Annotated in this window: 16 protein-coding genes; 6 read left to right on the top strand and 10 right to left on the bottom strand. The window is 67.0% G+C overall.

What is annotated here, in order from left to right; genetic code table 11:
• Positions 1-25 precede the first annotated feature (25 nt).
• Both Q4I23_RS16565 and Q4I23_RS16560 read left to right on the top strand, forming a co-directional pair.
• On the top strand, positions 26-1,531 hold the full coding sequence (locus Q4I23_RS16565; protein ID WP_498526926.1) for a DHA2 family efflux MFS transporter permease subunit: 1,506 nt from the start codon (positions 26-28) through the stop codon (positions 1,529-1,531).
• A 102-nt stretch (positions 1,532-1,633) separates the two neighbouring features.
• Entirely contained in the window at positions 1,634-2,146 is a 513-nt protein-coding gene (locus Q4I23_RS16560) for a hypothetical protein (protein ID WP_237905227.1), read from the top strand.
• Positions 2,147-2,158: 12 nt separating this feature from the next.
• Here the strand turns inward: Q4I23_RS16560 and Q4I23_RS16555 are convergent, their stop codons facing one another.
• A complete protein-coding gene (locus Q4I23_RS16555) occupies positions 2,159-2,542 on the bottom strand; it encodes a hypothetical protein (RefSeq protein ID WP_498526925.1) in 384 nt (127 codons plus the stop codon).
• A gap of 107 nt (positions 2,543-2,649) precedes the next feature.
• The gene (locus Q4I23_RS16550; RefSeq protein WP_454017085.1) at positions 2,650-5,166 is read right to left on the bottom strand and encodes a sensor domain-containing protein; all 2,517 of its coding nucleotides are present in this window, start codon (positions 5,164-5,166) and stop codon (positions 2,650-2,652) included.
• Between the two features lie 204 nt (positions 5,167-5,370).
• Here Q4I23_RS16550 and recO point away from each other — a divergent pair, with 204 nt between their 5' ends.
• From recO to Q4I23_RS16535, 3 genes are all read left to right on the top strand, one after another.
• The gene (gene recO / locus Q4I23_RS16545; protein ID WP_498526924.1) at positions 5,371-6,093 is read left to right on the top strand and encodes a DNA repair protein RecO; all 723 of its coding nucleotides are present in this window, start codon (positions 5,371-5,373) and stop codon (positions 6,091-6,093) included.
• An 18-nt stretch (positions 6,094-6,111) separates the two neighbouring features.
• The gene (parC, locus tag Q4I23_RS16540; RefSeq protein WP_498526923.1) at positions 6,112-8,382 is read left to right on the top strand and encodes a DNA topoisomerase IV subunit A; all 2,271 of its coding nucleotides are present in this window, start codon (positions 6,112-6,114) and stop codon (positions 8,380-8,382) included.
• Positions 8,383-8,841: 459 nt separating this feature from the next.
• The gene (locus Q4I23_RS16535) at positions 8,842-9,939 is read left to right on the top strand and encodes a TRAP transporter substrate-binding protein (RefSeq protein ID WP_498526922.1); all 1,098 of its coding nucleotides are present in this window, start codon (positions 8,842-8,844) and stop codon (positions 9,937-9,939) included.
• A 117-nt stretch (positions 9,940-10,056) separates the two neighbouring features.
• Here Q4I23_RS16535 and Q4I23_RS16530 read toward each other — a convergent pair whose 3' ends face one another.
• The 6 genes from Q4I23_RS16530 to Q4I23_RS16505 all read right to left on the bottom strand — a co-directional run bounded on the left by Q4I23_RS16530 (position 10,057) and on the right by Q4I23_RS16505 (position 16,891).
• Positions 10,057-11,568, bottom strand: coding sequence for a TRAP transporter large permease (locus tag Q4I23_RS16530; RefSeq protein ID WP_454017082.1), 1,512 nt, complete (start codon positions 11,566-11,568; stop codon positions 10,057-10,059).
• Positions 11,569-11,588: 20 nt separating this feature from the next.
• Positions 11,589-12,128: a TRAP transporter small permease subunit gene (locus Q4I23_RS16525; RefSeq protein WP_237905221.1), complete on the bottom strand. Its 540-nt coding sequence runs from the start codon at positions 12,126-12,128 to the stop codon at positions 11,589-11,591.
• Between the two features lie 224 nt (positions 12,129-12,352).
• Positions 12,353-13,093, bottom strand: coding sequence for an arginyltransferase (locus Q4I23_RS16520; RefSeq protein ID WP_454017081.1), 741 nt, complete (start codon positions 13,091-13,093; stop codon positions 12,353-12,355).
• Between the two features lie 79 nt (positions 13,094-13,172).
• The gene (locus Q4I23_RS16515; RefSeq protein WP_454017080.1) at positions 13,173-14,150 is read right to left on the bottom strand and encodes an alpha-E domain-containing protein; all 978 of its coding nucleotides are present in this window, start codon (positions 14,148-14,150) and stop codon (positions 13,173-13,175) included.
• The gene (locus tag Q4I23_RS16510) at positions 14,147-15,598 is read right to left on the bottom strand and encodes a circularly permuted type 2 ATP-grasp protein (protein WP_454017079.1); all 1,452 of its coding nucleotides are present in this window, start codon (positions 15,596-15,598) and stop codon (positions 14,147-14,149) included. The genes Q4I23_RS16515 and Q4I23_RS16510 overlap by 4 nt, the downstream gene beginning before the upstream one ends.
• 231 nt (positions 15,599-15,829) lie before the next feature.
• Complete coding sequence (locus tag Q4I23_RS16505) at positions 15,830-16,891, bottom strand: flagellar motor protein MotB (protein ID WP_498526921.1); 1,062 nt, start codon at positions 16,889-16,891, stop codon at positions 15,830-15,832.
• Positions 16,892-17,136: 245 nt separating this feature from the next.
• Between Q4I23_RS16505 and Q4I23_RS16500 the strand changes: the two genes are divergently transcribed.
• Positions 17,137-17,616 (top strand): flavin reductase family protein, encoded by a 480-nt coding sequence (locus tag Q4I23_RS16500; RefSeq protein WP_498526920.1) that lies wholly within the window; start codon positions 17,137-17,139, stop codon positions 17,614-17,616.
• A gap of 12 nt (positions 17,617-17,628) precedes the next feature.
• Here the strand turns inward: Q4I23_RS16500 and Q4I23_RS16495 are convergent, their stop codons facing one another.
• Positions 17,629-18,858 carry a threonine ammonia-lyase gene (locus Q4I23_RS16495; RefSeq protein WP_498526919.1) on the bottom strand — a complete coding sequence of 410 codons (1,230 nt, stop codon included), beginning with the start codon at positions 18,856-18,858 and terminating at the stop codon, positions 17,629-17,631.
• Positions 18,855-21,368, bottom strand: a 2,514-nt coding sequence (locus Q4I23_RS16490; RefSeq protein ID WP_498526918.1) for a penicillin acylase family protein, incomplete at its 5' end; no start/stop codon positions are given. The genes Q4I23_RS16490 and Q4I23_RS16495, both read right to left, overlap by 4 nt.

The raw sequence follows: 21,368 nt of genomic DNA, 5'->3' as shown, positions 1-21,368 counted from the left end.
GTTATAGTCTCGTGGGCTCGGAGATGTGTATAAGAGACAGGTTGTCGGGATGTTCATGGCGATCCTGGACATCCAGATCGTCTCCAGCTCCCTGTCGGAGATCCAGGCGGGCCTCGCGGCCAGCGCCGACGAGATCTCGTGGGTGCAGACCTCCTACCTCATCGCCGAGGTGGTGATGATCCCGCTGTCCGGCATGCTGGCGCGGATTCTCTCCACCCGCGTGCTGTTCACCATCGCCGCCGCCGGCTTCACCCTGACCAGCGTCGCCTGCGCCTTCACCTCCAGCATCGAATCGATGATCGTGTGGCGGGCGCTCCAGGGCTTCATCGGCGGCGCGATGATCCCGACCGTCTTCGCCACCAGCTTCTCCCTGTTCCCGCCGGAAAAGCGGGCCGGCGTGTCGGTGATGATCGGTCTGGTCGCCACCATGGCGCCGACGCTCGGTCCGACCTTGGGCGGCTGGCTGACCCAGAGCTTCTCCTGGCACTGGCTGTTCCTGGCCAACGTGCTGCCGGGCATCGCCGTGACCTCGCTGGTCTGGACGCTGGTCGACGTGGACAAGCCCAACCCGGCGCTGCGCAAGGGCTTCGACTTCATCGGTCTGGGGCTGATGGCCGCCTTCCTCGGCAGCCTGGAGTTCGTGGTCGAGGAAGGCCCGCGCCAGGACTGGTTCCAGGACGAGTATGTGGCGATCTTCGCGGTGGTCGCCGCGGTGTCCGCCGTCGGCTTCTTCTGGCGGGTCCTGACCTACGGCAATCCGATCGTCGAGCTGCGCGCCTTTCTGGACCGCAACTTCGCCATCGGCTCGCTCTACAGCTTCATCATCGGCGTCGGGCTCTACGGGGCGGTCTATCTGCAGCCGCTGTTCCTGGCGCGGGTGCGCGGGCTGAACAGTTTGCAGATCGGCACGATCATGTTCGTGACCGGCGCCTTCCAGTTCCTGTCCGCCCCCATCGCCGGCGTGCTGTCCAAGAAGATGGACCTGCGGGTGATGCTGGCGCTGGGGCTCTGCCTGTTCGGCACCGGCGTCTGGCTGAACGCCCACCTGACCAACCAGTCCGGCTTCTGGGAGCTGTTCCTGCCGCAGGCGGTGCGCGGTCTGTCGCTGATGCTGTGCTTCATCCCGGTGAACACCATCGCGCTCGGCACCCTGCCGCCGGAGCAGCTCAAGAACGCGTCGGGCCTCTACAACCTGATGCGCAACCTGGGTGGCGCCATCGGTCTGGCGGCAATCAACACCGTGCTGTTGGAGCGGTCGGCCCTGCACATGAACCGGCTGGGCGACAACCTGAACCTCGCTCGCCCGCTGGTGCAGGAGACGCTGGACGGGCTGGCCGCCAAGTTCGACGGGCTGGTCGCCGATCCGCAGGCCGCCGCCATGAAGACGCTGGCCCGCATGGTCGAGCGCGAGGCGATGGTGCTGACCTTCAACGACTGCCTGCTGCTGATGGCCGGCGTGTTCTTCGCCGGGCTTCTGCTGATGCCGCTGGTGCGGCGGCCGGGCGGCAAGCCGGTCGCGGCGGATCACTGATCGCGGCTCGCCGCTCCGTTGTCGCGGTGAAGCGTCCCGGTGACCGGCGCCTGTCTTCGTGCTATAGGGCAGGCCGTCGCGTCGAAGGGTCTTTCCACCGTCATGAGCAAGCGCCAATACACCCGCGCCGAGGTCAAGGAACTGCTGTCCGCGCTGGAGCGCCAGTGCCGGGAAGCGTCGAAGCTCGCCCAGCTGGCCGAGCATGAGGCGAGCAAGCACAGTTTCGGCGCCTACCGCGAATTCCGCGACAAGGTGGGCGAGTTCCAGGCGCTGGTGATCCTGATCGAGCAGCGGTTGCGCAACCTCGTGGACACCCGCTCCGACGATCTGCGCGACCAGTTCGAGCGGCTGGACACGGTGATGCTGGCCCTTCTGGTGCGGGCCAGCATGCGCTTCTTCTTCGTGCTGTCGGCCAACCCGATCCTGCCGATGGGCGCCCGCGAGATCTTCGTGGCGGAGCTGCGCAGCCTGCACGACGCCCACGAGAAGCTGAAGCGTCCCAACTACGCCGGCAAGCTGGGCCAGGACCTGGAGCGCGATCTGGAGACCGCCTCCCTGATCCTGGAGGAGATCATCGACAAGGCGCCGAGCCTGCTCAACTTCCGCGGGGGATGACCGTGCCGGCGCTCAGCGCTGGATCAGGGCACTTTCCTTGCCGGACAGCACGAACACCTTGGCGTAGCTCTTGAGAAGCGCGTCGATCAGGGCGTTGACCTTCGGGCTGGACATGGCCCGCGGCTTGGCCGGATCGACATGGAGGACGCAGCTGTCCTTCACGTCGTTGAAGGCGGCCAAGGCGTTGATGCGGTCGGGCCGGAACTCGTCGGGGAAGTTCTCGTCCATCAGCCAGAAGCACTGGAAGTTCCGGCAGGATTGCGGACGCTCCTCATAGATGGTGCAGCCCTTGCCCTGGTCGCAGGACACGCACCACTTGGCCGAAGGCTTCTTCAGTTCGGGCACGCCCATCAGCTTGCAGCACAGCGTGCATTCTCCGCAGTTGCGGTCGGCCATAACGCAGAATCCCGATCTGTCCCGGTGAAAGAGCGCGGACACTCGCACAAAGAACGGTGCCGGGGAAAGTGTCCGTTGGATGGGGGCGGACGTGAGGATGCGGAGCCTTACGCCAGGCTGGGGAGGACCAGCGGTTCCTCCGCCTCGCGGAGCAGCAGCGCCTCGATGGCGTCGGCGGGGGCCGGGCGGGCATAGAGATAGCCCTGCGCGTACTTGCACATGATGTCGCGCAGGAACTCCGACTCCATCTCGGTCTCCACGCCTTCGGCCACCGCCTCCATGCCCAGGATGGCGGCCAGCGTGGCGATCACCTGCACGATGGCGGCGTTGCCCTCGCCGGACGAGATGGCCTGGACGAAGCTGCGGTCGATCTTCAGCGTGTCCGCCGGGAACTTGTGCAGGTAGGACAGCGACGAATAGCCGGTGCCGAAATCGTCGATGGACAGGCGCACGTCCATGTCGCGGATGCCCTGCATCAGCACCCGGCACTTGGCGGGGTCCTTCATCAGCAGGCTTTCCGTGATCTCCAGCTTCAGGCTGGAGGGCGGGACCCGGCTTTCCTGGAGAACCTCGCTGACCAGCCCGATCAGGTCGTCGTCGCTGAACTGGCGGGAGGAAACGTTCACACTCATGAACAGCGGGGTGGAGCGCGGGAAGCGGGTCTGCCACTGGCCGAGCTGGCGCGCCGCCTCGCGCAACGCCCAGCGGCCCATCGGGACGATCAGCCCTGATTCCTCGGCCAGCGGGATGAACTCGCCCGGCGGGACCAGCCCGCGCTCGGGATGCTTCCAGCGCATCAGCGCCTCGAACCCGGCGATCTGGCCCGAGGAGAGGGCGACGATCGGCTGGTAGTAGAGGACCAGCTGATTCTGCTCCAAAGCCATGCGCAGGTCGGTTTCCGTGCGCATCTGGGCCATAGCCTGACGGCGCAGGTTGCTGTCGAAGACGTCGATGCGCGCCCGCCCGCCCGACTTGGCGCGGTACATGGCGAGGCTGGCGTCGCGCAGCATCTCCTCCGCCCGGTCGTAGCCGGAGACGCTGAGGGCGATTCCGATGGAGGCGGACAGCACCAGCTCGTGGCCGTCCAGCGCCAGCGGCCGCGCGACGGCCTCGCCCATGCGCTCCGCCGCGGACAGGGCGTCGCCCACATCGTCGATGCCGTCCAGCAGAACGGCGAATTCGTCCGCCGACAGGCGGGCCAGCGTGTCGCCCATGCGGCGGGTCTCGTCCAGCCGCTCGGCGATGGTCTTCAGCAGCCGGTCGCCGACGCTGGACCCCAGCGCGTCGTTGATCGATTTGAAACGGTCGAGATCGACGAAGATGACGGCGAAGGCCTTGCCGCCGGCCCGCCGGTTGCGGTCGAGCGCCTGGCCGATGCGGTCCAGCAGCAGGGTGCGGTTGGGCAGCCCGGTCATGCCGTCGTGGAAGGCGTCGAACAGGAGCTGCTGCTCCGCCCGCTTCTGGGCGGTGATGTCGGTCATCGAACCGGCGATTCGCACCGCCCGTCCCGACCCGTCCCGCACGGCGAGCCCGCGGACCAGCATCCACAGCTCGTCCCCGTCGGCGGCCTGGATGCGGAAAACGTGCTGGAGATGTTCGCGCTCGCCCGTCAGATGCAGGTCGAAGGCGGTGCGCAGCCCGGCCAGATCGTCGGGGTGCACGCGCTCGAACCATTCGCCGATGCGGTTGGACAGGCTGTCCATGGCAAAGCCGAGCATCGCCGCCCAGCGTGGGGAGTAATAGACCTCGTCCGTGTCCAGCCGCCAGTCCCACAGCCCGTCGTTGGCGCCCGCGGCGGCCAGCGCGTAGCGCTCCTCGCTCTGCAGCAGGCGTTGCTCGGCGGTCTTGCGGTCGGTGACGTCGGCCTGGCTGCCGACCAGCCGCACCGGGCGGCCCTGCGCGTCCAGAACCGCGGTGCCGCGGCAGGCCATCCAGCGGATGCCGCCGTCGGCGTGATGCACGCGGTACTCGATCTGGAAAACGGTGTTCTCGCCGCCCAGGGCGTCGAGCGCTTCGCGCAACGAACGGCGGTCGTCGGAATGGACGCGCTCCATCCATTCGTCCGGGCTGTTGCCGATGCTGCCTTCCTCAAGCCCGAGGAGCGACAGCCAGCGCGGCGAATAATAGGCGGTTCCGGCGTCGAGATCCCAATCCCACAGCCCGTCATTGCTGGCCGCGGCGGCCAGCGCGTAGCGCTCCTCGCTCTTGCGGAGCTGGGCTTCGGCGTGCTTGCGGTCGGTGATGTCGGCGACCGACCCGACCAGACGCACCGGATCGCCCGATTCGTCGGGCACCGCCATGCCGCGGCAGACCAGCCAGCGCCAGCCGGAGTCGCCATCGTCCGGCGATAAGCCGGCTCCGGCACGGCGGACTCGGTGTTCGATCTGGAAAGGAAGCGAGACGCCGACCATCTGGCCTTCAAAGGAGGCGTAGAGCCAGTCGATGTCGTCGGGGTGGACGTGGTCGAGCCAATCTTCCGGGCGATTGATCTCGCCCGGCGGCAGTCCGAGAAACTCCTTGAAGCGGGGAGACAGGAACATCGTATCGTTGCGAAGGTCCCAGTCCCACACGCCCTCGGAGCCAGCTTTCTCGGCCAGCAGATATCGCTCGATCGTGCTGCTCAAAGCCCCCTCACCGCCGCGGCGCGCCCGCATTCCGTCACTCGCAACATAGTGCCCGAATGGTGAATGAGAAATGAAGCCCTGTTGCGAAGGATTTGCGCCATGCTGGCGGAAAGCGTGACCAATCCCGCCTTGCGGGCACTCCGGGGTATGCCTGGGCGCCGCGGGCGAGCCTTGCAGGTCCCGTCAACGTAAGGAAGCAGGCCTATGGAGTGGTCCGATCAGGGCGTCGTGCTGTCGGCCCGGCCGCATGGCGAGACCTCGGCGGTCGTCACCCTGCTGACGCGTGACCACGGGCGGCACGCCGGCATGGTGATGGGCGGGCGGTCCAGCCGCACACGGGCGGCGCTGGAGCCCGGCACGCTGGTGTCGGCGCGCTGGCGCGGGCGCCTGCCGGAGCATCTGGGCAACCTGACGCTGGAGGTGGTGCAGGGCTATTCCGCCGCCTTTCTCGATGATCCGTTGCGACTCGCGACCCTGACCGCCGCCTGCGCGCTGGCCGAGGCCGCCCTGCCGGAGCACCAGCCGCACCCGGCGCTGTTCGACGGGTTGCTGGCCCTGTTCGGCCTGCTGGGCGGCGACGCCTGGGCCGAGTCCTACGTGCGGTGGGAGGTCGGGTTGCTGGCGGAACTCGGATTCGGGCTGGATCTCGACCGTTGCGCGGTCACCGGAGCCAACGATTACCTCGCCTATGTCAGCCCGCGCACCGGGCGCGCGGTGTCTGCCTCGGCCGGAGAACCCTACCGCGACCGGCTGTTGCCGCTGCCCGGATTCCTGATCGGTCTGGGCGGCGGCGGGCCGCAGGCGGTGGCGGAGGGACTGCGCCTGACCGGTCATTTCCTGGAGCGCCATCTGCTCAACGGCCCGCTGCCGGCCGCAAGGCTGCGATTAAGAGAACGTTACGAGAACGCTGTGGCGCGTGGCCGCTAGATTTGGTATCCACACGCCATGACGTCCCGAGACCCTGCCCAAGACCCCGTCCTCGACATCCAGGAGAAGCCGCTCCGCGACGCGCTGAGCGAGCGGTATCTGAGCTACGCGCTGTCCACCATCATGGCGCGGTCGCTGCCCGACGTGCGCGATGGGCTGAAGCCGGTGCACCGGCGTCTGCTCTACGCCATGAGCCAGCTGCGGCTCGACCCCTCGACTCCGCCGAAGAAGTCGGCGCGCGTGGTCGGCGACGTGATCGGCAAGTTCCACCCGCACGGCGACACCTCCGTCTACGACGCGCTGGTCCGTCTGGCGCAGGACTTCGCGGTGCGCTACCGGCTGGTGGACGGGCAGGGGAACTTCGGCAACATCGACGGCGACAACGCCGCGGCCATGCGTTACACCGAAGCGCGTCTGACCGACGTCGCCAAGGCCCTGCTGGAAGGCATCGACGAGGACGCGGTCGATTTCCGCCCGACCTACGACGGCGACGGGGAGGAGCCGGCGGTTCTGCCGGCCAATTTCCCCAACCTGCTGGCCAACGGCTCCAGCGGCATCGCCGTCGGCATGGCGACCAACATCCCGCCGCACAACGCCGCCCAGCTCTGCTCCGCCCTGCGGCTGGTGCTGAAGCACAAGCTGGACTGCGTCAAGGCGGCGCTGGCCGGCAAGGAGAAGCCGGCTCCGACGAAGATCGAGGATCTGGTCACCCTGATCTCCGGCCCCGACTTCCCGACCGGCGGCGTGCTGGTCGAGCCGCGGGCCAACGTCGTCGAGGCCTACCGCACCGGCCGCGGCTCCTTCCGCCTGCGCGCCCGGTGGGAGGTGGAGAAGCTGGGGCAGGGCACTTGGCAGGTCGTCGTCACCGAGATGCCCTATCAGGTGCAGAAGGCCCGGCTGGTCGAAAAGATCGCGGAGCTTCTGACCAACCGCAAGCTGCTGCTTCTGGAGGATGTGCGCGACGAGTCGGCGGAGGACGTGCGCCTCGTCCTCGTGCCGAAGAGCCGCAACGTCGACCCCGAGGTCCTGATGGCCTCGCTGTTCCAGACGACTGATCTGGAAATCCGCTTCGCCATGAACATGAACGTGCTGGACAAGGACAATGTCCCGCGCGTCATGAACCTGTTCGAGGTGCTCGACGCCTTCCTCGACCACCGGATGGAGGTGTTGGAGCGGCGGTCCCGCCACCGGCTGGCCAAGATCGACCACCGGCTGGAGGTCCTGGGCGGCTACCTGATCGCCTATCTGAACCTGGACGAGGTCATCCGCATCATCCGCGAGGAGGACGAGCCCAAGCAGGAGCTGATGCGCGCCTTTTCCCTGACCGAGGTGCAGGCCGAGGCCATCCTCAACATGCGGCTGCGCAACCTGCGCAAGCTTGAGGAGATGGAGATCCAGCGCGAGAACGACGCGCTGACCGCGGAGAGGGCCGGCCTGACGGAGCTGCTGGCGGACGAGAGCCTGCGCTGGAAGACCATTGGCAGGGAGACGGAGGAGACGCGCAAGCGCTTCGGCGAGGACCGCCGGACCCTGGTCGCCGAGGCCACGGCCGTCATCGACATCCCGGTCGACGCCATGGTGGAGCGCGAGCCGCTAACCGTGCTGTGTTCGCAGAAGGGGTGGATTCGCGCGGTGCGCGGCCATCTGACCGACGCCGAGCGCCTCGACGTCAAATACAAGGAAGGCGACAAGGAAGGCTTCTGGGTCCATTGCGAGACCACCGACAAGCTCCTTGTCTTCGGCACCAACGGCAAATTCTACACGCTGTCCGCCGACAAGCTGCCGCGCGGGCGCGGCTTCGGCGAGCCGGTGCGGCTGATGATCGATCTCGGCAACGAGGCGGACATCATCACCCTGTTCAAGCACCAGCCCGACCGCCGCCTGCTGGTCGCGTCGGAGGACGGGCGCGGCTTCCAGGTGGAGGAGAACGAGGTCGTCGCCCACACCCGCTCCGGCAAGCAGGTCCTTAACCCCGACGACAACAAGGACGCCAAGATCTGCATTCCGGCGGAGGGCGACCATGTGGCCGTCATCGGCAACAACCGCCTGCTGCTGGTCTTCCCCCTGGAGCAGGTGCCGGTGATGGCCCGCGGCAAGGGCGTGCAGCTTCAGAAGTACAAGGATGGCAGCCTGTCCGACCTGAAGGTCTTCACCATCGCCGAAGGGCTGAGCTGGAAGCACGGCGAGCGGCAGTTCAACGTCACCAACCTGACCGGCTGGCTGGGCAACCGCGCCGGCGTGGGCAAGATGCCGCCCAACGGCTTCCCCAAGGTCAACCGGTTCACCTGAACCCCTATTACCTAACGTTGCACGCAAATGGGGGGCTTTCGGCCCCCCGTTTCACTTTTGGCGGAATTTCCGACGGAAAATTCCCGAATTGGTAGGGTCGAGCCATGCTCGGGCTTGAAGTCTGCCCCGCGATTCCGGCATAGTCGTCGTATCAAAAGGAACTCGGTGCCGCCGACCGAAGGAGTGCCCCAAAGGGGGCGCCATGGGCCGGAGGAACACCGGGCGACAGGGAGGCACGCGCATGGTCACCACAGATCCGTGTGAAGGCACAGCGGCGGCTCAGGGCCCCATCGACTCCGGCAGCCCCGGTCCGTGACCCGCACGGTGACGTCGATCCGGCGTTGCCAGACAACTTCCTCAAAAACAACAGCCTTTCGGTTCGCATGCCGCGCTCCCTTTCCGGGGGCCGGAACGGCGGTGTGCGCCCACGCCGGGACGAGAGGACCCAAGGAGACCGCCATGAAACGCCGTACCTTCATCACCAGCGCCGGTGTCGGTGTCGCCGCCAGCACTTTGGCCGCGCCCGCCATCGCGCAGAGCAACCCCGAGATCAAGTGGCGCTGCGCGTCGAGCTTTCCCAAGAGCCTGGACACCATCTACGGCGGGGCCGAGCGGGTGGCCAAGCGCGTCGCCGAGATGACCGAGGGCAAGTTCCAGATCCGCACCTTCGCCAGCGGCGAGATCGTCCCCGGCCTGCAGGTGCTGGACGCCGTGAAGGATGGCACCGTGGAGTGCGGCCACACCGTCTCCTATTATTACGTCGGCAAGGACCCGACCTTCGCCTTCGACGCGGCGATGCCCTTCGGCCTGAACGCGCGTCAGCAGAACGCCTGGATGACCCATGGCGGCGGCATGGAACTGATGCGCGAGTTCTTCAAGGGCTACAACATCGTCCAGTTCGCGGCGGGCAACACCGGCACCCAGATGGGCGGCTGGTTCCGCAACGAGTTGAAGTCCGTCGAGGACCTCAAGGGCCTGAAGTTCCGCATCGGCGGCTATGCCGGCACCATCCTGCAGCGCCTTGGCGTCGTGCCGCAGCAGATTGCCGGCGGCGACATCTACCCGGCGCTGGAGAAGGGCACGATCGACGCGGCGGAGTGGGTCGGCCCCTACGACGACGAGAAGCTCGGCTTCAACAAGGTCGCCAAATACTACTACTACCCCGGTTGGTGGGAGGGCGGACCGCAGGTGTCCTTCCTCGTCAGCCTGCCGCAGTGGGAGCAGCTTCCCAAGCATTACCAGGCGATTCTCGAAGCGGCCTGCGCCGACGCGACCGCTGACATGGTCGGCAAGTACGACGTGGTGAACATGCACGCGCTGAAGCGTCTGGTCGGCGCCGGCACCGTGCTGAAGCCCTACCCGCGCGACATCCTGCAGGCTTGTTACCAGGCAACCTTCGACGTCTACGAAGAGGAAGCCGCGAAGAACGAGAAGTTCCGCAAGGTCTACGATCAGTGGCGCAAGTTCCGCGACGAGGAATACCTGTGGTTCCGCGTCGCCGAGAACACCTTCGACAACTTCGTCTACTCCGCCCCGACGCCGAAGAAGAAGTCGTAAGGAGAAAAGCCGGACACGAAAAAGCCCCGCGAAAGCGGGGCTTTTTTGTTGCCGATAAGCGGGCAGGCTTTCCGGTTCCTCCCCCACCAAGCGGGGGGGAGGGAGTGGATGGACCGGTTACTTGTCCTGCAACTGCCGCATGAGGTCGGCGTTGGGGTCCTCGGCGGGCTGTTCCGGCGCGCCGAACGGCGGCGGCGGCTCGCCCGAATCGAAGGCCGGGATCTCGATCTTCACGTTGTCCAGATCGATCGGCTCGCCGCGGTCCAGGCCGGAGAAGACCATTTCCGGGAACATGATGACCAAGGCCACCATGATCAGCTGGATGCAGACGAACGGCACAGCGCCCCAGTAGATCTGGCCGGTGGTGATCTTCTTGATGATCTTTCCGGTGATCTTGTCCTTGTAATCCTCGCGTGGAGCGACGCTTCGCAGGAAGAACAGGGCGAAACCGAAGGGCGGATGCATGAAGGAGGTCTGCATGTTGACGCCCAGCAGGACGCCGAACCAGATCAGATCGATGCCCAGCTTCTCCGCGACCGGAGCGAGCAGCGGCACGATGATGAAGGCCAGCTCGAAGAAGTCGAGGAAGAAGGCGAGCAGGAAGACCATGATGTTGACGACGATCAGGAAGCCCAGTTCGCCGCCCGGCAGGCCGGTCAGCAGATGCTCCACCCACAGGTCGCCGTTCACGGCGCGGAACACCAGACCGAAAACCGTCGAGCCGATCAGGATGAAGATGACGAAGGAGGACAGCTTGGCCGTCGTGTCCATCGCCTGACGCATCAGCGACCAGCTCAGCTGCCGCTTGATGAGCGCCAGGATCATGGCGCCCGCGGCACCCATGGCGCCGCCTTCCGTCGGCGTCGCGATGCCGAGGAAGATGGTGCCCAGCACCAGGAAGATCAGGACCAGCGGCGGCACCAGCGAGGTCAGCACCCGGAACAGCAGCTGGAAACCGCGCAGGGAGCGGGCCTCCAGCGGCAGGGCCGGGGTGAACTCGGGGCGGACGATGCTGGTGACCAGGATGTAGCCGGCATAGAGACCGGTCAGCACCAGTCCGGGGACCAGGGCGCCGGCGTACATGTCGCCGACCGAGCGGCCGAGCTGGTCGGCCAGGATGATCAGCACCAGCGACGGCGGGATGATCTGGGCCAGCGTGCCCGACGCCGCGATGACGCCGGTGGCGACCCGCCGGTCATAGCCGTAGCGCAGCATGATCGGCAGCGAGATCAGGCCCATCGAGATGACCGACGCGGCCACCACGCCTGTCGTGGCGGCAAGCAGCGCGCCGACGAAGATCACCGCGTAGGCCAGACCGCCGCGCAGCGGGCCGAAGAGCTGCCCGACCGTGTCGAGCAGGTCTTCGGCCATGCCGGATCGTTCGAGGATCAGCCCCATGAAGGTGAAGAAGGGAATGGCCAGCAGCGTGTCGTTGCGCATGATGCCGAAGACGCGCTCCGGCAGCGCCTGGAACAGCGCCGGGGTCAGGAGACCCAGCTCGATGCCGATCAGACCGAAGAGAAGGCCGTTCGCGGCGAGCGCGAAGGCGACCGGAAAACCCATCAATAGGAAAAGAACAAGCGCCGCGAACATCAGCGGCGCCATGTTCTCAATGAGGAAGGCGGCCATCGTGTGTGGTCCCCGGTCTCTTAGGAGTGGCTGTGCATCTTCTCGCCGGGCTGGTCAATAAGACCGGCCAGGAAGGCGACGCGCTTGATCAGCTCGGACACCGCCTGCATGGTCAGCAGGAAGAAACCGGCGGGAACCAGGATCTTGGCCGGCCAACGGATCAAGCCGCCGGCGTCGCTCGACATTTCCTTGGTGATGAAGCTGTCCCAGAACATCGGCCAGGAGAGCCACATGATCAGGATGGCCATCGGGAACAGGAAGAAGAGGATCCCGAAGATGTCGACCATGCACTGGACACGCCTTGAGAAACGGCCGAGCACGATGTCGATGCGGATGTGTTCGTTGCGCAGGAAGGTGTAGCCCGAGCACAACAGGAAAATCGCGGAGAACAAGTACCATTGCAGCTCAAGCCAAGCGTTGGAGCTGTAATGGAGGCTGTAGCGTATGATCGCGTTGCCGGCGCTGACAATCACGGCGACCAGCACCAGCCAATAGACGAGCTTGCCGATGCCGTCGTTGACAGCATCGATCAGCCCGCTGATTCGGAGCAGGAACCTCAACGGAGAGCCTCCCTGTTGGTTTGGAACGGGTGTATCCCCGTCCGTTCCTTTTGTTGCCCTGTGAACGGTGGCGCTGGGCGCCGGTTCAATCTTTTATGGTAACACCATGGGGTGTTTGCTGCGGCAATATTCCGCAGGAGACCCCGGCAGCGCAAGAGCTTGAAAGCCTTTATACGTGATTGCCCCAATAGTCACCGATCACAGGCAATCCGGCGGTCGGTCGGTCAGTCTTCCGGATCGTTCGGCAGGCGGAACCAGCCGTCACGGCCCAGCGCCTCCAGCGGGCGGAACTTGGCCTTGTAGGCCATCTTGCGGCTCTGGGCGATCCAATAGCCGAGATAGACGTAGGGCAGTCCGTCCGTTTGGGCGCGTTCCAGCAGGCTGAGGATCATGAAGCTGCCTAGGCTGCGGCGGTCCTGGCGGGGGTCGTAGAAGCTGTAGACCGCGGAATAGCCGTCGGTCAGCCGGTCGGTCAGCATGCAGCCGACCAGCCGCCCCTCCGTGTCGCGGGCTTCGAACAGGCTGGTGTCCGCCCGCCCCTCGTCGATCATGGCGGCAAAGTCGGCCATCGCCATGCGCGCCATGTCGGACTCGCCATGGCGGGAGTTCTGGTAAAGCGAGAACAGCCGGTACTGCTCCGTCGTGGCCGCGGCGGGCGCCTCCGCCAGGGTCAGGTCGCCGTTGGCCCGGCGGACGCGCTTCTGCGACCGGGTGGGGACGAAGGACCCGACCGGGATGCGGACCGGAACGCAGGCCTGGCAGTTCGGACAGACCGGCCGATAGACGATGTCGTGGCTGCGCCGGAAGCCGGCGCGCGACAGGGTGGAGTTGACCTCCGCCGAATAGGGGCCCAACAGCCGGGTGAACAGCTTGCGCTCCACCCGTCCCGGCAGATAGGGGCAGGGCATCGGCCCGGACCGGAAGAACTGCTGGAGCGGGCGGAGTTGCGGCTGGATGACCGACATCGGCTGGCTGACTTCTGAATCACCGGCCCGGGGGCCGGCTGTTGGGGTTCGGCGGCTGGAAGAGGATGCTGAACAGAGGTTATTGGGATTGGCTCTGGGTCATGACGACGGTGTCCTGGCCGAAGAAGGCGCGTCCGATCTCGGTGGTGATCCCGCAGAGCTGGGCCTGCACGCCGTCCAGATACTCGTGCAGGCCGAACTGGATCACCTCCTCGATCGGGCGGGCCAAAAGCGCGCCGAGCAACTCGTCCACCTTCTCCATCGCGTCACTGCCGTTGCGCAGGGTGTAACGGGACTTCAAACGGGTCAAGAGGCCGTCGATCTGTCGCACACACATCACAACGGATCGCGGGAAGCCCTCGTTGAACATCATGAAGCCGGCGACCGTGGTGGGCGACATGCCGCGCGGGTAGACTCGCCGGAAGGCGTGGTACCCGGCGGCGGAGCGCAGCACCGTCGTCCACTGGCTCATGTCCAGCGTGGAGCCGACCACCACGGGGGAGGGCAGCAGCGTGTGGTACTTGATGTCGAGCAGGCGGGTGGTCTGGTCCGCCCGCTCGATGTACTTGCCGAGCTGGTAGAAGTACCAGCCCTGGTCGCGGTAGAAGGTGCCCTCGGTGATGCCGGTGTGGGTTTGGCACTCCTCCTTGATCCAGGTACAGACCTTGGACAGGTTGGACAGAGCGACGTCCTTGCCGTTCATCTCCACCAGCTTGTTGTGGAACACGTTGATCTGCGTCCACATTTCGGTGGAGATCCACGGGCGCAGGACGCGGGCGTTCTCCCGCGCCATGCGCAGCATGGACACCAGCGAGTTCGTGTTCTGGGTGTCGAACATGTAGTAATGGACCACCGCTTCCGCCGTGGGGCGGTCGTGGCGGCTGAAGAAGTCCTTCTCGTCGGCGTTAAGCTGGACGATGGAGAACCAGTTGGTCATCCCCCGCGTGTCGCGCGCGAAGGTCTCATGCACGTCCAGGATCCGGGCGAGATTCTCGGCGCGCTCCATGTAGCGCGCCATCCAGAAAATGCATTCGGCGTAACGGGCCAGCAGATTCACGACGCGCTCCCTTCCTGTGACCCATCCTGGAGGACCCAGGTGTCCTTGGACCCGCCGCCTTGCGACGAGTTGACGATCAGCGTGCCCTTCTTCAACGCCACGCGGGTCAGACCGCCGGGTAGGACCCAGGTGTTCTTTCCCGTGATGGCGAAGGGGCGCAGGTCGACGTGGCGGGGATCGATGCCGTCGTCGGTCACGGTGGGGCAGACCGACAGGTCGACCACCGGCTGGCTGATGTAGTTGGACGGATCGGCCAGCAGCTTGGCCCGGCAATCCGCCAACTCCTCCTTGCTGGCGCGCGGGCCGATGGTGATGCCGTAGCCGCCGGCCTCGCCGACCGGCTTCACCACCAGCTTATCCAGGTTGTCCAGCGTGTACTGCAGCGCGTCGGCCTCGCGGCAGATGCGCGTGTCCACGTTGGGGATGATCGCCTCCTGGTCCAGGTAGTATTTGATCATCCGCGGGACGTAGCAGTAGATCGCCTTGTCGTCCGCCACGCCGGTGCCGATGGCGTTGGCCAGCGCCACGTTGCCCTTGCGGTAGGCCTCCATGATGCCCGGCACGCCCAGCATGCTGTCCGGGTTGAAGGCCTTGGGGTCGAGGAAGGCGTCGTCGATGCGGCGGTAGATCGAATCGACTCGCGCCAGACCGTTGGTGGTCTTCATGTAGACGCGGTCGTTCTCCACCACCAGATCGCGGCCCTCGACCAGCGGCACGCCCATCTCGCGCGCCAGGAAGATGTGCTCGAAATAGGCGGAGTTGTAGGAGCCGGGCGACAGCAGCACGACCTGCGGGTCGGCCACGTCCTGCGGCGCGATCTCCATCATCGCGTCGAGCAGCTTGTGTCCGTAATTGTCCACCGGACGGATGCCGATGTCCTGCATCAGGTCGGGGAACACGCGCTGCATCATGTGGCGGTTCTCGACCACGTAGGATACGCCGGACGGCACGCGCCCGTTGTCCTCCAGCACGCGGAAGGTCCCTTCGCGGTCGCGGACCAGATCCGTGCCCATGATGTGGATGTAGGTGTCGAACGGCACGTCCAGCCCGACCATCTGCGGCCGGAAGCAGCCGTTGCCCAGCACGAGGTCGGCGGGGATCACCCCGTCCTTCAGGATCTTCTGGTCGTGGTAGATGTCGTGGAGGAACAGGTTCAGCGCCGTGACGCGCTGGGTGATTCCCGCCTCCAGATGCGCCCATTCCTTGGCCGAGATGACCCGGGGAATGATGTCGAAGGGAAGAATCCGGTCCACCGCATCCTTGTTCGAATAAACGAGGAAGGTGATGCCCAGATTGTACAGTTCACGTTCGGCGTCCTGCGACCGCCGCAACAGATCCCCGAAGTTCAGACCGGCAAGTCTCTGCCGGATCAGCGCCGAGTGCTCGGCTGGATAATCACGGCCTCCGAACAATTCGTCGTAGTAAAGACCGGGATCATAGTTCGTCAAAAGGTCATTCGCCTTGCCTTCGGGTACGCTCACAGACTCCCCCGCAGCTAACGCCCTTGATTGACCGATGCCGTATGGCAATGGTGTCTGCCGCGAAGTATGAACCATCGCTTCGCCTTTTGAACAGGGCAAACATTCCCGGCGTTGTGCGGCGCATCGACAAAACAAGAAGAGGTACGTTCAAAGGCAAGGAACTAACGCCTTGGTACCAGCGCCGCATCAGCTTTGGTATCAATTCGTGGCGGCGGGTGCGGCTGCGGTCTTGCTTTCGCGCAGCAACACCATGCTGATGCGGCGGTTGCGCGGACTGCCCGGCTGCTCGGGCACCAGCAGATCGCGGTCGGCGCGGCCGATCACGTCTTGGACGCGCTCCTCCGGGATGCCGCCGGCGATCAGGGCGCGGCGGGTGGCGTTGGCGCGTTCGGTGGAGAGGTCCCAATTGTCGCGCCCGGCCCCGGAGGTGAAGGGGATGCCGTCGGTGTGGCCGCTGATCGACAGCTTGTTGGGCAGCTTGGCGAGCGCCTTGGCCACCTGCATGACGAGCTGGCGGGTCTGCGGGTACATCTGGCCCGACCCGCCGGGGAACATCGAGACGCGGTCCTGGTCGACGATCTGGATTCGCAGGCCCTCGGGCGTCTGGTCGATCATCAGGTTCTGGGCCAGCGGCTCCAGCTCCGGCACGGATTGGATGGCCTGACGGATCTCGGTGGCGGCCTGCTGGAACTGGCGGGCTTCCTTCTGGGCGTCCTGCAGCTTCTCGCCGCCTTCCTTCACCCGTTCCGCGAAGTCGGACAGCCGTTCCCCCGGCTTCTGGCCAGGAATGCCGAGTTGCTTGGCCTGCTCCTCCAGTCGCTTCTGGTAGTCGAGCCGCGACTCGTTGGATTTCTGCTCGGCGGTCGATGCGGGGGGCGGCGGGGCGGCGTCGGTCGGGTCGTTCGCCTCCTCGTCCTCCTGAGTCGAATGGCCGGGCGGGCCGGAGACCGGAACGTCGGCGGACATCGGGGACGAGGGGGAGATCTGGGCGCCCGGCGCGGTGATGGTGCGCCCGCCCAGCATGCCGCCGGACCCGGAGCTTTCACGGCTGACCGACGTCGGCGAGAAATAGTCCGCGATGCCCTTGCGCTGGTCCGACGTGGTGACGTTGAGCAGCCACAGCAGCAGGAAGAAGGCCATCATCGCCGTCACGAAGTCGGCATAGGCGACTTTCCACGCGCCGCCATGATGGCCGCCGTGGCCACCCTTCTTCTTCTTGATGATGATCGGCCGTTCGCCGCCGGACGGGTTCGCTGACATGAAGCCTTGGCTGAATGGGGCCTTGAGGTCGGGAATTCGCGGCCAGTGCGGACGCCCGAAGGGTGAGCCATCATCCTTAAGATCCATTTAATGCGATGGATGGCGGCTTCCGGCCAACGCGGCAGGCGGCCGCTTCCGTGCGGTCCGGGGCAGATGCGGCTTGCACCGAGGGTCCGGCTGGGATAATCCCGCTGTTTCGCCGTCGCACCCTCGCCCCAATAACCGACGAGCCCACACAGGCCGCCATGACCATCGACTCTCGGGCATTCCGCAATGCCCTCGGATGCTTCGCCACCGGCATCGCCGTGGTCACCACTGTCGCCCCGGACGGCGAGCCGATCGGCGTGACCGTCAACTCCTTTTCGTCGGTGTCGCTCGACCCGCCGCTGGTGCAGTTCTGTCTGGGCCGCGCGGCCATGTCGTTCGAGGCCTTCACCACCGCGCCGTCCTTCGCGGTGAACATCCTGGCCGAAGGGCAGGCGGAGCTGTCCAACCGCTTCTCGCGCCGCGACCTGCAGGAACGCTGGGACGGGGTGGGTGTCGAGCGCTGGGACAGCGGCGTGCCGATCCTCACCGGCTGTCTCGCCAGCCTGGAGTGCGACCGGGAGCATGTCTATGACGGCGGCGACCACGTGATCATCGTGGGCCGCGTCCGCCGCCTGTCCGGCAGCGAGGACGGGAAGCCGCTGCTCTATTTCCACGGCGCCTATGCGCAGCTTCCCTGAGCCGGATCCGGGTCAGGAAATATCCGTCATCAGCTCCGTCGGAAAGCCCGCCTCCTCCATGTGGGCGACAAGGCGCTGGACGTGGCTGCGCCCGCGGGTTTCCAGCACCACGTCGATCTCGGCCATGCGCACCGGCACGTCGTGGAACAGGCGCTGGTGGTGCACCTCCACGATGTTGGCGCCGGCCTCGCCGAGCAGGCGGGCGACCCGGGCGAGCGCGCCGGGGGCGTCGGTGATGCCGATGCGCAGCCGCACCATGCGCCCCTCGTAGACCAGCCCGCGCGTCAGCACCTGCGCCAGGATGCGGGCGTCGATGTTGCCGCCGGAGACGACGACGCCCACCCGCTTGCCGCGGAAGCGCTCCGGGTCGTCCAGCACCGCGGCCAGCCCCGCTGCTCCGGCGCCCTCGGCGACCAGCTTCTGCACGGTGGCGAGGCGATAGACGGCCTCTTCCAGCCGTTGCTCGCCCACCTCCACCACCGCGTCCACATGCCGGCGGACCAGCGGCAAGGTGACGGCGCCGGGGGCCTTGACGGCGATGCCGTCGGCGATGGTGGCGCCGCCGCAGGTGATGGGCTGCCCGGCCAACGCCTGTCGCATGGACGGGAACATGGCGCACTCCACCCCGATCACCGCGATGTCCGGCTTCAACGCCTTGGCCGCCACCGCCATGCCGCCGATCAGCCCGCCGCCGCCCACCGGCACCACCAGCATCTCCAGGTCCGGCGCGGCGTCGAGCAGCTCCAGGGCGGCGGTGCCCTGGCCGGCGGCGATCAGCGGGTCGTCGTAGGGGTGCACGAAGGTCAGCCCCTCGCGCGTCGCCAGCTCCTGGGCGTAGGCCGCCGCGTCGCTCAGCGTCTCGCCGTGCAGTTCGACCCGCGCGCCGAGGCTTTCCGTGCGCTCCACCTTGGTGAAAGGGGTGAAGGAGGGCATCACGATGACCGAGCGGATGCCCAGCCGCGTGGCGTGGCAGGCCACCGCCTGGGCGTGGTTGCCCGCCGACATGGCGATCACCCCCGCCCGCCGGTCCGCCTCGCCCAGCGACAGCAGCTTGTTGAGCGCCCCGCGTTCCTTGAAGGAGCCGGTGAGGTGCTGGTTCTCCAGCTTCAGGACCACCGAGCAGCCGGTGATCTCCGACAGGCGGGGCGAGGCCTCGGTGGGGGTGACGGGGAGGTGTCCCGCGATCCGCGCGGCGGCGGCGCGGACGTCGTCCAGGGTTAGAGTCGGTGCTGGCTCGGTCATTGGGAACTCCCTGGACGGGTGGGGGAAAGCGTCAGCAGCGTGGCGCCGTCGCGGGCGAGCGTGCCGCGGTCGCCGGCCAGCCGCAGGCCATCCCCGTCGCGCCATCCCTGCACCAGATCCCCCCAATGGGGCGACAGCGGGTTGCCCGACTGGCCGGTGGCGATGGAGAAGCGGGAGTTGCCGAGGTCCGCCAGATCGTAGACCGCGCGCAGCCCCGGACCATGAACGTGGGAGAAGGGGACCTGTGGGTCGCGCACGCGGGTGGTGCCGCGGTTGACGGTGAAGGCGCCGCCGCCGGTCGGGATGGACAGGTCGAACAGTTGGCCGAGCAGCGGCACTTGGCCCAGCAGCCGGTGGTTCAGGGCGGCCTTGTGCTCCGCCCCCCAGCGCCAGTTGGTCATGTCCGCTCCGTGGCGCCGCTCGATCTCCGCCAGCGCCGTCTTCAAAGCTCCGGCCAGCATGGCGGTGCAGTCCTCGCGGGCCGGCGTCGTCCGGTCGTCGCACCACTGCGGCGCCTGGCTCAGCACGCGGTGCAGGGCGCGGGGGCGCAGGTCCCAGTAGCTCTGGAACAGCGGCCCCAGCTCGTCGGCGAAGACGCTGCGCACCAGTTCCCGCTCCCACCAGGAGAAGATCAGCGGCTCGGCCCGGTCGCGATCCATCCGTCCGTCCCAGCCGGCCAGACGGTCCAGCGCGGCGCGGGCCTGTCCGTTGAGATCGGGCACGCTGCGCAGCGGCTCCAGCATCAGGAGCAGCAGGTCGCGCGCCGGCAGGGACAGCTCGTCCATCTGCTGGGCGGCGACCTCCTCCACCGTGTGCGGGCCGTCGCCGAGCATCTGCACGATCCGCTCGGCGCGGGCGGGGTCCGGCCATTCGGTCGCCAGGGCGTAGGGGTAGCCGGGGCCGACCACCGCGTTGTTGGCGTTGACGAACTGGCCCGACGGCGGATCGACCGCCTGGGGCAGAGCGTCGAAGGGGATGTAGCCGATCCAGTCGTACTCGCCGGTCCAGCCCGGCACCGGAACGCGGCCGTCGCCGCCGCGCCGCACCGGGACCAGCGCCGGCGACAGGAAGCCCAGCGTCCCCGCCGTGTCGGCGTAGACGACGTTCTGCTGCGGCGCGACGTGGAGGAACAGCGCCTCGCGCACCGCCGCGGCGTCGGCGGCGTGGTTGAGGCGGTACAGCGCCTCCGCCGTGGTGTCGGCGGCGGTCAGGCCGGGGAAGGCCAGCGCCAGCACATGACCCTCCGGCGCGGCGTCGGCGGCGTCCGGCGTGGTCAGCACCGGGCCGTGCCGCGTCTCGCGCACCGTCAGCGTCTCGTCCGGCTGGCCGGCGATGCGGATCGTCTCCTGGCGCGTCTCGAAGGCCGCGCTGCCGTCCGGGGTCAGGTAGCGACCGGGGTCTTGCGGGTCGAGCTTCTCGATGAACAGGTCCTGGGTGTCGCTGTGGGTGGTGGTGAAGCCCCAGGCGACGCGCCCGTTGTGCCCCAGGATGTGAAGCGGCACGCCGGGGATGGTCGCTCCGGCGATGCGGTGCTCCGGAGTCACGATGCGCGCCAGATACCACAGGATCGGCGCCTCCAGCCCAAGATGGGGGTCGTTGGCGATGATCGGCTTGCCGGTCGGGCTGCGCGACCCGGTCAGCGCCCACTCGTTGGACGCGGTGTCGAAGCCAAGATCGGGCAAAGCGGCCAGCGCGCCCTGCAGGTCCATGCCGTCAAGCGCCGCCGCCAGGGTCACCGGGGCGGCGGGGTCGGAGTCCGGGAACAGGTCGTGCATCTGCTCCGGCGTCAGGCTTTTCAGGGCGCTGGCGCGGAACAGCTCGTCCCGCGAATCGCCGGAGAGTTGGAGCGCCATCAGCTTGCCCCAGACGAGGCTGTCGGCGGGGTGCCAAGGCTCCGGCGTGTGGCGCAGGAGTTGGAACTCGATGGGCAGCGCCTCGCGGCGCGTCTCCATCCAGGCGTTGACCCCGGCGGCGTAGGCGTCGAAGGCCGTGCGAGCCTCCGGCGACAGCTCCTCATAGGCTTCCTCGGCCCGGCGGTGGACGCCCAGCGTGCGCATGGAGCGGTCGAGCCGCAGCGCCCAGTCGCCGAAGCGCGTGCCGACCAGCTCGGCGAGCCGCCCGGCGGCACCGCGCCGCATGGTCTCCATCTGCCACAGCCGGTCCTGCGCGTGGACGTAGCCGAGCGCGAAATAGGCATCCCGCTCGGTGGCGGCGAAGATGTGCGGGATGGCGTTGCGGTCGCGCAGGATCTCCACCGGGCCCTCGATCCCCGGGACGGTGACCGCGCCTTCGTAGGCCGGGGTCTGCTGGCGAAGCCACAGCAGGAATCCGCCCGCCCCCAGCACCGGCACCGCGATCACCAGGGCGAGAACGGCGAACAGCATGGCCAGGGGCTTGCGGACGGCGCGGGGAATCATTTGGGGCCAGGGCTCTGAATGGGGGCTCAACAGACAGAGATGGGGATGGGGGCTGTCTCTTATACACATCTGACGCTGCCGACGATTATACGC

It is taken from the genome of Azospirillum sp. UFLA03-27 (genome assembly GCF_059803775.1).
The sequence above is the reverse complement of the archived record's forward strand: the minus strand, read 5'-3'. Positions and strand labels throughout refer to the sequence as shown.